The organism is Achromobacter sp. 1012554356 (assembly GCF_059760815.1).
Genome location: NZ_JCBANC010000002.1, coordinates 150364 through 163145 on the forward strand (window position 1 = coordinate 150364; position 12782 = coordinate 163145).

Annotated in this window: 8 protein-coding genes; 4 read left to right on the forward strand and 4 right to left on the reverse strand. The window is 67.4% G+C overall.

The window, feature by feature from the left end; genetic code table 11:
• Nucleotides 1-176 precede the first annotated feature (176 nt).
• Both AC6LJW_RS01715 and AC6LJW_RS01720 read left to right on the forward strand, forming a co-directional pair.
• The gene (locus AC6LJW_RS01715) at nt 177-1631 is read left to right on the forward strand and encodes a DUF1254 domain-containing protein (RefSeq protein ID WP_056558547.1); all 1455 of its coding nucleotides are present in this window, start codon (nt 177-179) and stop codon (nt 1629-1631) included.
• 85 nt (nt 1632-1716) lie between these two features.
• Complete coding sequence (locus AC6LJW_RS01720) at nt 1717-2493, forward strand: hypothetical protein (RefSeq protein ID WP_498086320.1); 777 nt, start codon at nt 1717-1719, stop codon at nt 2491-2493.
• A 21-nt stretch (nt 2494-2514) separates the two neighbouring features.
• Here AC6LJW_RS01720 and AC6LJW_RS01725 read toward each other — a convergent pair whose 3' ends face one another.
• Nucleotides 2515-3129, reverse strand: coding sequence for an ABC transporter ATP-binding protein (locus AC6LJW_RS01725; protein WP_498086321.1), 615 nt, complete (start codon nt 3127-3129; stop codon nt 2515-2517).
• 145 nt (nt 3130-3274) lie between these two features.
• Between AC6LJW_RS01725 and AC6LJW_RS01730 the strand changes: the two genes are divergently transcribed.
• Nucleotides 3275-4066 (forward strand): enoyl-CoA hydratase, encoded by a 792-nt coding sequence (locus AC6LJW_RS01730; RefSeq protein WP_498086322.1) that lies wholly within the window; start codon nt 3275-3277, stop codon nt 4064-4066.
• A gap of 34 nt (nt 4067-4100) precedes the next feature.
• On the opposite strand, the gene AC6LJW_RS01735 is transcribed toward AC6LJW_RS01730, so the two are convergent.
• Nucleotides 4101-6182, reverse strand: coding sequence for a DUF8189 domain-containing protein (locus AC6LJW_RS01735; RefSeq protein ID WP_498086323.1), 2082 nt, complete (start codon nt 6180-6182; stop codon nt 4101-4103).
• A 344-nt stretch (nt 6183-6526) separates the two neighbouring features.
• On the reverse strand, nt 6527-7747 hold the full coding sequence (locus AC6LJW_RS01740) for an MFS transporter (RefSeq protein ID WP_056558534.1): 1221 nt from the start codon (nt 7745-7747) through the stop codon (nt 6527-6529).
• A 491-nt stretch (nt 7748-8238) separates the two neighbouring features.
• Between AC6LJW_RS01740 and AC6LJW_RS01745 the strand changes: the two genes are divergently transcribed.
• A complete protein-coding gene (locus tag AC6LJW_RS01745; RefSeq protein WP_162253539.1) occupies nt 8239-9630 on the forward strand; it encodes a YadA C-terminal domain-containing protein in 1392 nt (463 codons plus the stop codon).
• 11 nt (nt 9631-9641) lie between these two features.
• On the opposite strand, the gene AC6LJW_RS01750 is transcribed toward AC6LJW_RS01745, so the two are convergent.
• A complete protein-coding gene (locus tag AC6LJW_RS01750) occupies nt 9642-12767 on the reverse strand; it encodes a DUF6519 domain-containing protein (protein WP_498086324.1) in 3126 nt (1041 codons plus the stop codon).
• Between the last annotated feature and the right edge of the window lie 15 nt (nt 12768-12782).

Genomic DNA, 12782 nt, shown 5'->3' on the forward strand with positions numbered 1-12782 from the left:
CCTCGTGCGGTGGCGGCGGACTGCCGCCCGAATCCCGTTCTTCCCTCTGGCCTTGATCCACGGAGCGTGCCCGCCACAACGACACCGAATGCGCATTAGCTAGAAAAAACATCGTCGTGCATGTTGGAAGTCCCCTTAGTGAACTTCGCCAAACACATCCATTGGGAGCGACAACAATGAAGCTAACTCGCCGCAAACTGAACGCAGGGGGATTGGCCCTGCTGGCTGCAGGATCGCTGGGACCGGCGTTCCGGGCCTCGGCCGCCGCCTCTGAAGGGCTGGTGGCCAATCTGCCCGAAGCCGATGACCGTTTCGTCCTGGCCACCGACGCCTACATCTACGCCTACCCGCTGGTGACCATGGAGATGACCCGCCGGGTGATCACCAACGTCGCGGAACCCAAGGGCACGCGCGCGCCGATGGGCCAGCTCATCAAGCTGCGTCAGTATCCGGACGCCAAGTTCCGCGACGTGACGGCGCCGAATGCCGACACGCTGTACACGACGGCATTCTTTGATGTGGGCGACGAGCCCTGGGTGGTCAGCCTGCCGGACCTGAACGGCCGCTACGCGCTGTTTCCGCTGCTGGACGGCTGGACCACCGTGTTCGACGTGCCCGGCAAGCGCACGACGGGCACGGGCGCGCAGACCTTCATCGTGACGGGGCCCGGCTGGGAAGGGACCGTGCCGCAAGGGATGAAGCAGTACAAGTCGCCGACGAGCATCGTCTGGCTGCTGGGCCGCATCTATTGCACGGGCACGCCCGAAGACTACGCCGAGGTGCACAAGCTGCAGGACCAGGTGAAGCTCGCGCCGCTCAGCGGGTGGGGCAAGGATTGGAAGGCGCCGCAGGGCAAGGTCGATTCGGCGATCGACATGAAGACGCCGGTGCGAGACCAGGTCAACAACATGGATGCGACCGAGTATTTCTCGCTGTTCGCGCAGTTGCTCAAGCGCAATCCGCCGACCGTGGCCGATGCGCCCATGGTCGAGAAACTGGCGACGATCGGCATCGTGCCGGGCCAGGATTTCGACAAGTCGAAACTGCCCGCCGATTTTGCCAAGCGGGTTCCCGAGACCGGGTTCGCACGGATCATGGCGCACTTCCGTTCCAACGACGGCGACATCCAGCACATCGACGGCTGGGGCTTCACGACCAAGACGGGGATCTATGGCACGAACTATCTGCAGCGGGCCTTGGTCACCGCGATCGGGCTGGGCGCGAACCGGCCGCAGGACGCCGTTTATCCGACCTCGCTGCGGTCATCCAACGGCACGATCCAGCGCGAGTACAACGGCTCGGAAAAGTACGTGCTGACCTTCCGCAAGGGGATGGCGCCGCCCGTGTCGGGGTTCTGGTCGCTGACCATGTATGACCAGAACTACTTCTTTGTCGACAACCCGCTCAACCGCTATTCCATCAGCGAACGCCAGCCGCTCAAGCGCAAGCCGGATGGGTCGATTGATCTGCTGATCCAGAACGAATCGCCGGGTCCGGAGATGGAGTCGAACTGGCTGCCGGCGCCCAAGGGGCGGTTCATTCTGATGATGCGTCTGTATTGGCCCAATGAAAGCGATCCTTCCATCATCAATGGCTCGTGGACGGTGCCGCCGGTGCGGCGCGTGAGCTGACGCAGTCATGGCGGCAGGGTGCGCCCCGGGCCTTTCCGGGGCGCACTCTCATGTCTCGATAGGCCTTCGGGCCGGAGGGTGCGCGATGAAAATGCACGTCATTGCTTGTTTGGCATGCACGGTGCTGCATGCCGGGACCGCGATCGCGGCCGAGCCACACGCGGCAGCCGCCATCGACGCGGGGGCTTCCGACGAATGGAAGTTCTCGGTGTCGCCCTATCTGTGGGCACCCGCGCTGTCGGGAAAGATCACGCATCGGCGGCTACCGCCCGTGGACGTCGATGCGAGCTTTGACAAGATCTTCGACAACCTGGATTTCGCGGCCATGCTGATGGGCGATGCGCGCAAGGGCCGGTACAGCATCTTTGGTGACCTGCTGTACGTGAAGGTCGGCGCGCAAGGCAATACGCCGCGGGGCATCCTGGCCGACAGCGCGGACGTCAAGAACGAGTCGTTCACGGGCATGATCGGCGCGGGCTATTCGGTGCTGGACCGGTCGGAACACAGCCTGGACGTGGTGGGCGGGCTGCGGGTCTGGTCGGTGGACAACAGCATCACGTTCAATGGCCGGCTGACACGCGGCACAAAGTACAGCGACAGCGCGACGTGGGTGGACGCCATGGTGGGCGTTCGCGGCACCTACAACTTTCATTCCAAAGCCTATCTGACGGGCTGGGGCATGATCGGGGCAGGGGGCGCTCAAGCCGACTGGGACCTGGGGCTTGGCGTGGGCTACAACTTCAACAAGTCGGTTTCGGCCACGGTGGGTTACCGCGCGATGGGCGTCGACTACGAGCGTAATGGCTTCAAGTACGACGTGGTGCTGCAGGGACCGATCGCGGGGCTGACGATCCGGTTTTGAGCAACGTGCCCCGCGGTGCGCTCAGCGCAGGTCGGCGACGTTGACGGTGGCGGCGCCGCAGGCCTGCACGAGTTCAGGGTCGTGGCTGGCAAACAGTACGACGCGATCTTGCGCCCAGCGCTTGAACACGTCCGCCAGCACGCCGCGCGCCTGCGCGTCCAGCCCATTGCTGGGGCCGTCGGCCACGACGACCGCCGGATTGCCCAGCGCGGCCGCGGTCAGATAGACCTTGCGCCGCGTGCCCGTGGACATCTGCTCGAAACGCTTGTCCAGATGCGGCTCAAGACCCAGCTGGCGGGCCAGTTCCCAGATAGAGTCGTCCAGCGTCACGCCTTTGGCCTGGGCCGCCTGTTCCAGCAGGCCGCGTCCGGTCTGCTCGGGAAACGCCATGCAGTTGTCCGGCACGTAGGCCAGGCGGGACTGTGCGGCTTGCGGCGCGTCGAGCAGCGAATGGCCGCCGATGAGCACGTCGCCGCTGTCCGGCGCGAGGGTCCCCGCGATGATGTTCAGCAGGCTGGATTTGCCAGTGCTGTCTTCTTCGCACAGCGCCACGCAGCCCGGCGCAAAGGTATGCGTGAGGCCCTGGAACACGATGTAGTCGCCGTAGCGCTTGCTGAGGTTTTCGATGCGTAGCATGCGGCAAGTGTACGAGAGGAACGCGTCCCGCGGCCATTGGAAGGCGAGGCCGTATTCGATCGGTTCGAGCGGGCCATGGGTTGTCGTGTCCGGACCCGGCCGTTAGCATCGGCGGCTACCCGCCAAAAAAAGAACCGGAGACTTCATGACTGCGCCCATTCCTGAATTCACCCATGCCGTCGTGACGCGCGACGCCCGCGGCGTCTATACCCTGCAGATCCACGATGCCAAGAGCCTGAACATCCTGGCGTCCGCTGTCACGCTGAGCCTGACCGAGGCGGCGCGCTGGATCGCGGCGCAGGATGACGCCCGCGCGGTGGTGATCCGCGGGACCGGCGAAAAGGCATTCGTGGGCGGGGCGAACATTTATGAAATGGCCGAGCTGGATCCGCCGGGCGCGCGTGCGTTCATCACGCGGCTGCGCGACCTGTGCGAGGCGGTGGCGGATATTCCCGTGCCGACCATCGCGCGTTTGCCGGGTTTCTGCCTGGGCGCCGGCATGGAGCTGGCGGCCGCCTGCGACATCCGGCTGGGCTCGGCGGACGGTGTTTTCGGCATGCCCGAGGTGCGCGTTGGCATTCCCTCGGTGATCCATGCGCTGCTGTTGCCCGCGCTGATCGGCCAGGGCCGGACCAACTGGCTGCTGCTTACCGGCGAAACGGTGGATGCGGCGCAGGCGCGGGATTGGGGCTTTCTGGAATTCATGTGTGAGCCGGGCGGGCTGTACGCGCTGGTCGAGCGGACCGTGGCGCCGATTGCCGCCAGCGGCCCGCGCGCCGTGCGCGCGCAAAAGGCCCTGCTGCGTGACTGGACCGAATCGTCGATCCAGGCGGGTTTGGACCGTAGCGTGGAGGCCTTTGGTGAGGCTTTCACCACGGATGAACCGCGTCGGTGCATGGCGCCTTTCCTGGCGCGCAAGGGGCGTCACAAGGCTTGAAGGCGTGGCCCCGCGGGTGGGGCCACGCCGCCGTTCATTGCACGCGGGTCGGTGTTGCCACGCGCGAGGTCTGGGCGGGCATGCGTTCGACTGTCAGCGCATCCGGTTCAGCCGTGGACGGCCGGACCACCACGGCCTTGTTCGCGCTGGTTGCGCCCAGATTGGGCAGGTCGGTCGGCCGCGCGGCCACGGCAGTAAACGGACCGCCGCCGCTGGCCGGGACGCCGTCCAGCGTCAGGTTGGCGGCCCACGTGCCGCTGCGGCGCGACAGCACCTGATAGCGCTGCGGCGCGCCCGCGGCACGCGCAACGACGTACAGCGTGCCGTCCACCAGGCTGATGGCGGGCGGCGATGCGGCTTCGGCGTCCAGCTTGCCGAGCTTGCCGTGTTCCAGCAGCCAGAGCTGTCCGCCCGCGCGTTCCAGGATGGCGAGCACGACGTTGCCGGTGTTGTCGGCGTGAATGGCGGGGCGGCCGATGTAGGGCACGCCCAGGTCCGCGGGTGCGCTCCAGTCCATGTCCAGATCGGTGGTGTCGCCGGCTTCGACCAGCTTGGTCAGGTGGTTGTTGGCGCGCTGGCGGAAGTAAAGCTCGACGCGGTCTTCGTGGTTGCGGATGGCAGCCAGTCCGCCGGCGGCCTCGGGGGCGGCGACGCGGCGCCAGCCTTGCCATTCCGAGCGCTGACCCTTGGCGGCCGGGAGCTGGCGGGTATAGAAGAGTTCGCCCTTGGCGGCGATCGCAAACACGACGTAGCGCCCATCTGAACCGCGCGCGGCGGCGGGGGAACCCGAGGCGCCCTCCAGCGGCGGCAGCGCCTGCCAAGTGCTCCAACTGCCGTCGATGCCGGACGGCGCGATCCAGTGCAGCACGCCGTCATAGCCCAGCGCGACGGCGGCGGCCTCGCCGCGGGGGGCGACGGCCGGAATTTGCGTGACACGCAGGCCGCCCAGCGCCTGCCAGCCCTGCCAGCTGCCGTCATGGCGCTGCTTGTTGGCCCAGACGCCGCCCAGCGGGTCGCGCGCCATCAAGCCGGCCGTGCCGTCGGCGTGGGCAAACGACACCACGGGACCGGTCGTGCGGCCGCCCAGGCTGTGCCAGCGCTTTTCGCCGGAATCCCAGCTGTTCACGGCGGCGTTGGTCTCGCCTGCGGCAAACACGACGAGTCCGCCGCGTCCGTCGGGGTAAAGCTGCGGGGCGATGTCGTGGCGGGACACGTAATAGGCGCGCTGCACCCACGCGGCCGCAGGGCCGGCGGGTTCCTGGCAGCCCTTGGGGCCGGCGCAATAGTGGTAGTCGTTCCAGGCGTAGTGCTGGAAGATCACCGACTTGCTGGCGATTTCCGCGTCGGCCAGGTTGGTGGCGCGTTCCTGGCTGGGGTAGTCGATGTACCCGGTCTCGGCATAGTTGCCGGGCGCGCGCAGCATCGCTTCGCGCGCCAGCCTTGCGCTGGCGATGTGGTCGGGGTGCCCGTGGCCCGCGCAGCGCCAGCAGAGCTGGGTGTACGGCACGCTGATCGTGTCGTCCAGGTGCCGCACGGTGGTGGGGCCGTATTGGCGGATCAGTTCGGCCATCGTGTCCACCAGTTGCTCGCGGGTGTAGACCTCGGCGTGCGGACCCAGCGTGTCCACGTTCTGGTTGGGTTCGGATTCCGTGCGGCTCAGCGGCGTCAGGCTGCCCCAGCCCTTGCCCAGCCACGGATCCTTCAGGCGCATGTGCCAGAGCTGCACGCGGGGGTTGCCGGTGAGCGTGAAGCGTGCAATCTGACGGCCCGCGACGATGCCGGTGTCTTCCTTCCATGCGTCGGGCTGGTGCGCCATGTAGGCGTAGGCAGCGCGCACGCCCCGCTCGCGGCCCAGCATGTAGCCTTCGCCTTCCCCAGCGTCGCTGGCGGTCAGGTACACCAGGCGCACGCAGCCGCCCGCCTCGATGTTCGAGGCGACGTCCGGATTCATGAAGAGCAGGTCGTCATCCAGATGGGCGACGAAGGCCAGGTCCTTGATGCCGTGGCACTCGGCCAGCGACGGCGGCGCGGCCAAGGATTGGGTGGAGATCAGGGCTGCGGCCAGGCAGCAAAGCGCCTGGCACAGCGGGCGCAGCAAGGCAGTAAAAGCGGGCATAAAAAAAGCGCTGCATGTTGAAGGTGCAGCGCGTCTTGAGGTGGTAAAGAGTGCGGAAAGTATAGCTGCCGCGCGGACGCGGGCTGCAATAGGCGCTTGCCCGGTGTGGTGCGGGGCCGACGGTTTGTGACAGGATAAATGGGGGACGCGTTAAGAAGGTGTCTGACACCCTTGAGACGACATTGCAGGATGACGTCGCTCTCGTTGGGTGTCAGACACCTTCCAAGCACGCGCAGGTGTCTCGCGCGGGGGTCTGATACCCCTTGGAGACGACCTGCAGAGCGCGACGCCGAGGGGAACGGGCCAATAAAAAAGGGACACCGTTGATGGTGTCCCCCATTCGTTCAGCGAGCCGATTCGGTGCTGACCGTCAGGTTGTCCGCCCGCGCCGTGCGCGTGCGGCGTTCCAGCATCACCGCCCACAGCCACAGCGGCATGCTGGCGATGGCAAGCAGGCTGCCGACCCAGCCGGTCGACGTCCATCCAAACCCGGCGGCAATCGCAAGGCCGCCCAGGAACGGCCCGAGCGCGTTGGCCGTGTTGAAGGCCGAATGGTTGAGCGCCGCGGCCAGCCCCTGCGCATCGCCCGAGACGTCCATCAGGCGCGTCTGCAAGACGGTGCCCAGCGCGCCGCCGACGCCCACCAGGAACACGTTCAGCGTGATCAGCCAGACGTTGTGCGCCATGAACGGGAAAAGGGCCAGCACCACGGCAGACCACAGCAGCAGCAGGCCCGCGGTGCGCATGACGGCCCGATCGGCAAACACCGGCACGACCATGTTGCCCACCGTCAGACCGACGCCGAAGGCGCTCAGCACCAGCGGCACCATGGCGGGCGTCACCTGGGTGACGGCGGTCAGCGTGTCGGCGAGATACGTATAGATGGAGAACAGGCCGCCGAATCCGACGGCGCCAATCGCCAGCGTGATCCAGACCTGGCCGCGGCCCAGCGCGCTCAGTTCACGCAGCGGACTGGCGTTGGGATCGGCGGCGGTGTCCGGGGCGTACGCGCGCACGCTCAGCATGGTCAGCACCGCCAGCAGCGACACCAGGCCGAAGCTCCAGCGCCAGCCGATGACCTGGCCCAGCCAGTTGGCCAGCGGCACGCCGACGATGGTGGCTACGGTCAGGCCCAGAAACACGCGGCCCACGGCCACGGTGCGCCGGTTGGCCGGCACCATGGAACTGGCCACGAGCGACGCGATGCCGAAGTAGGCGCCATGCGGCAGCCCGCTAAGAAACCGGAAAAACAGCATCCAGTGGTAGTTCGGCGCGATGGCACTGAGGCCGTTGCCGATGGCAAACAGGCCCATCAGCGCGATCAGCAGGCGTCGGCGCGGCATGCGCGCGCCCAGCACGGCCAGGATGGGCGCGCCCACCACGACGCCCAGCGCGTACGCGCTGATGACGTGGCCGGCGGTGGGGGCGTCGATGCCCAGCGATTGGGCGAAATAGGGAAGCAGGCTCATCGTCGCGAATTCGGTGGTGCCGATCGCGAAGCTGCCAACGGCAAGCGCCAGCAGCACCAGGGCGGGCCGGTGCTGCGCGGAAACGGAATGGGACATGGAGACTACGAAGAGAGGATTGCGGAATGCTGCGATGCAACAGGGCCATTGTAGAGGGCCGAACCTGTCATTTGCATGTCGGGCAATCCGGACATGGTCATCCAGTGTCAACGGCGATGCGTGGAAAGGTCTTGTCGGGGGCGCGAGTGACGATCTTGACGTTTGTTGATATTTGTTGCATCGCTCGCCCAAACAATAAGAAAGCTTCGATGGTTGCGTCGCTGGTCGAAAAGTAGATTGAAAAAAACCTTATACCTCAAGTGGTTAAGGGGCTTTCTTAAAGCCGCTTTTTCGGCAATGAGCGCGCTCCGGCGCTGGGTGGAATCGTCATGAATGACATCTTTACGTACGTCCCGAATACAACCCCGATCCCCGCGCAAAGCCCGCATCAGGCCTTGTCTTCCGCCATGCGCCGACGGGGCACGCCCTGCAGGGCGCGGTGCGCTGCCTCTGTCGCAACGGTTGCGCTAGCCTGCGCGGGCAGCCTGGGATTGGCAACGAATACCCACGCAAGCGGCCAATTGCAGCTATGCAGTCCCGACACGGCGTTCGGGAACGCCCTGAATGTCGGCAGCCCGAACTCTTTGCTGCCCTGCCCCGACGGCAGCCCGTCCTTCACCCTGCAAAACATCCGTAGCCTCAATACGGAGGAAGGCTTGACCGCCGCGACGGTCCGGATCACCGGCTACGCCGATGGCACGCTGGAACTGAAGGGCGAGAATGGCATCTTCATGCTGAACGGCGTCAACATGAACGGAAACCGGATCACGCAGGTTGGCGCGGGTGTGCTGTCTTCCACCAGTCAGGAGGCGGTGAATGGATCGCAGCTTTACGCCACCAACCAGCAAGTGCAGTCCAACAGCGCGGCCATCACGACGTTGGGCACAACAGTCGCGCAGAACACGGCCAACCTGAACACGCTGACCACCAACCTCAACAACGGCACCGTCGGCCTGGTCCGGCAGGATGCGGTCACCGGCGCCATCTCCGTGGCCGCCTCCACGGGCGGCAATGTCATCGACATGGCGGGCACGGACGGCACGCGCACCATCACGGGCGTCGCCAGCGGGGTCATCTCCGCGACCAGCACGGACGCCGTCAATGGCAGCCAGCTCTACGCCCTTTCGCAACAGGTCGGCCAACTGAACGCCGCCAATGCCTACGTCAGCGTCGATGGGGCGGGCGATGGCAGCGACAACGCCGCTGCAGGCGCGGGCACGATGGGCACGGCGGTTGGAGCCAACGCCACGGTTACCGCGTCCAACGGCGTGGCCATCGGCGCAAGCGCATCGGCGGCTGCGGCCAACAGCGTGGCGCTGGGTGGGGGCTCGGTGGCTGACCGCGCCAACTCGGTCTCGGTGGGTGCGCAAGGCGCCGAGCGCCAGGTGACCAACGTGTCCGCGGGCACGCAAAGCACCGATGCCGTGAATGTGGGTCAACTCAACCCCGTGGTGGCCGGCCTGGGCGGCGGCGCTCATATCGACGCGGCCACCGGCGCCGTCACCGGCCCGGCGTATCAGCTCGATGGCCAGACGTACTACAACGTCGGCGATGCGCTCGGCTCGCTGGACACCACCGTGCAGCGCAACCGCGAAGGGCTGGCCCGCCTGGACAACCGCATCGATCAGACCAACCGCGCCATCGACGAAGTCGCGCGCAACGCCTATTCGGGCATTGCGGCCACCACGGCGCTGACCATGATTCCGGAAGTCGACCCGGGCAAGCGGTTCGCACTGGGTGTGGGCGCGGCCACGTATCGCGGCTATCAAGCGGTTGCGGTGGGCGCGTCGGCGCGTGTCAACGACCGCGTCAAGCTGAAGGCCGGCGTGGGCATGGCCTCGGGCGGACCCACGGCGGGGATCGGGGCTTCGATGCAGTGGTGATGATCGCGGGATCACACCGTCACCACATTCAACCCGCCATTGGCCAGGACTTCCGGATTCGCGCCCGACACGAACAACCGGAAATCGTTATGCGCGAAGTTGCCGATCACCTTGGCCTGCGTGGCGATGAGGGCGCCGGCGTCGCCGTTGGTCAGCAGGTTGTTGCCGGTGACGGCGGCGTCGAACGCGGGGAAATGACTGTAGGCCTCCAGCGCGTTGTCGGCCGCGCGCAGGCAGCGCCACGCGGCAAATTCGCCGCCTGTCTGAATGATGTTCAGCATGGCGCGCGCCGCCTCGGCCCCGAGCCGCAGGCTGGACAGCTGGTTGCTTTGCAGCATGAACGTGCCGTCGCCTTCCGGCACCATCTTGCCCGTGCGGATGCCGCCGCCCAGCAGCTTCAACTGATCTGTCGTCAGCTCCGGAAAATCCCCTGACTCCGCAAAGAGCGCGATGCCGCCGCGCAGCCGGTTGTCGCGCACCGTGGTGTCGGCGTCGTTGTCCAGCAGCGCCAGCGCGCAGGACAGCGGATCGGCCAGCAGCGCGGCGGCAAGCGCGGCGATGGCGGGGCGCAAGCGTTTGGCTGCGGGCGTTTCGCGGCCAAGTTGCGTGGCCAGCGTCGTCAGCGCCGACTGGATGCGTGGCGTCATCGTCAACGCATTGCCGGCGGCGCCGGCGCGCAACAGCGCGGCGATCTCGGTGGTCATGGCCTTGCGCGCGTCCATGGGCTGGCGCGACAGCGCCGAGGCGGCGCGATCGTCGTCATCGTCCAGCACCGTATCGGGGGAAAGCGCGCGCTTCAGCGCGGCCAGCGTCGGGGCGCGGGTGAAGAGCTGGTCAAGGCGTTCGGCATTGCCGCGGCCCGCGGCATAAAGACGGCAGGTCTCGATCTGCACGCGCCGGCTGCCGTCGACACGCACCAGGCTGTTGCCGGGGCCGGCCGGTCCCGCGCAATCGACGCGCGACAGCCGCAGGTCGGCGCACTGGTTGAAGGCGATCGCGCCGGGTTGGCCGCGCCGCGTGATCACCAGGTCGGCGATGGAAACGCTGGCAAAGCCGTCCAGGCTGAACATGCGTTCTTCCAGAAACAGCCGGCTGGCGGCTCCGCACCCATGCAGCATCAGGCGCACGCGCGGCCCCTTGATGATGAGGTCGTCATCCAGCTTGTGTTCGCCCGGCGTCAGGCACAGGCAGATGTCCATGCGGTCCTGTCCGATGAGCGTGCGCAGCGCGGTGTCCAGCGTCGGGAAATCGCCTGCCGGGCCAACGGTGAGGCAGCATCCGCCGCCGTGCGTGCGCCGGCACAGCGCATCCAATGCTTCTTGCACCGAATAGGCTTGCTCCGCGAGCAGGTCCGCGCAGTTTCGGGGGTCGTAGGCCACCTCGGATGCGAGCGCCAGGGTCGCCGTATAACGCAGCGGCAGGTAGCGGTCGGACACGGGCAGGCCCGCGCGCAGCAGTTGCGCGGTGGCGCGTTGCACGGGGCGGGCGGCATCGCACGCGAGCGACCAGGCAATGGATGCCACGCCATCCGCGCCGGTGGCCACGTCCTGTGTGGCTGTGCCATTGGGCAGGCGGCCGGCGTCCACGGTGAAGCGCACCACGGCGCCTGTCACCGGCACGCTGCCGTTGGCCACGCCCGCGCGCAATTCGGCGGGCAGCGGCACCACGTCGGGCGTCATGGCGGGATTGGGCTTGACGCTCTGTCCGTCGCCGCCCGCGTAGTAAAGCTGCGTCAGTTCCGTCAACGCGGGAAAGAGCGGGCGGCAGTCGCTGACGGCGGTCCATGCGCCGCCCTGCCAGCGCAGCAGGGCCAGCCGCGCAAACGCCCGCAGGACGCCGGCGGGCGCATTGAAGGCGGGCTTGCCGTCGGGCATCTGCGGCCATTCGATGGAGGCCGTGGCGGTGCGCGCGGGAATCAGCCAGTAGTCGCCCACGCGCAGGCGGCCGGGGGAAAACTTGATCTCGACGCCGTCCTGCTCCAGCTCCACCCAGCCGGCGTTGGCGCTGTTGATGGGCGCGGGCGTGATTTCCGCGACGCCGTCCCAACGACGCACGCGCGGATTGGACGGAAAACGCGCCGCGTCCAGCGGATGACCAATCAGGCTGGCCGGGTCGATGGTGACCGTGTTGCCGTCGGTGCGCACCACCTGCGCCAGCGGGCCCGGCTGTCCCAGCAGCTCGTGCGTGTCGTCCAGGAACTCGACCCAGCAGCCCGCGGTGATGGCCAGCACGTCGTCGCGGCCGATGCTGGCGACCTCGAATTCGTTGGCTACGGGGTCGTCCAGCCAGCGCACGACGCGCGACAGGATGCTGCCGTTCTCGCGCGACCACTTGTAGCGTGCCTTGCCCGCGCCGGCGCCGTCGTGGTGGATCTCGATGCGGTAAAGATGGTTTTCCAGCAGCCGGTAGCCCGCGTCGGGCGGCAACTGGCAGGGTGTCTTGGGCGGCACGCTGGCTTCGGCGCGCGCGGCCATGCGCGCATCGGGCGGGGCGGTCAGCGCATCCCACGCCGGCAACGCCGACAGGCAGGTGAGGGCGGCGTCCGGCGCGCCCACCTGCATCAGCTTGACCTGCCACACCGTCTTTTCGCGGGTGGCGGTGTCGGGGCCGCCCAGCGCGACTTCGCGCATGCTGGTGTCGCCGGCAGGCAGGTCCAGCGTGCACAGGTGGCGCTGCCACGCTTCCAGATAGGCCAGGTACATGCCCTCCGGCGGCGGCGCGGCTTGTCCGCCCGATCCAAAGACGACGACGCCGTCGATGTCGGCCGGCGTGAGGGCGGGCGGCGGCAGCGGCAGGACGGACGCGCCAGCCGGCAGCACGGGCGAAGCCGTCGGCGGCATGTCGGGCTGCTTGGCCACGGTGGCGGGCTGCGGGTTTTCGCACAGCAGCCCGTCCAGATACAGGCGGCCGGCCGATAGCGACAGGTCCTTGCCCGCGGGGGCCAGCGCAAAGCCCGGCGCCTCCAGCGGCACGCCCACGGGGCCGACGATGTCCGCCGTCTCGGTTTCGATGCGGCGGTTCAGGATGTCCTGCTGCTCGTTCCAGTCCGAATCCATCTGCACGCGGCCCTGCTGCATGCGGACGGCCCGGTAGCGCCGGACGGGGTCGAATGTGAGGCGGCTGAGATCGGCTTTCATGGTGTTGTTCCCGAA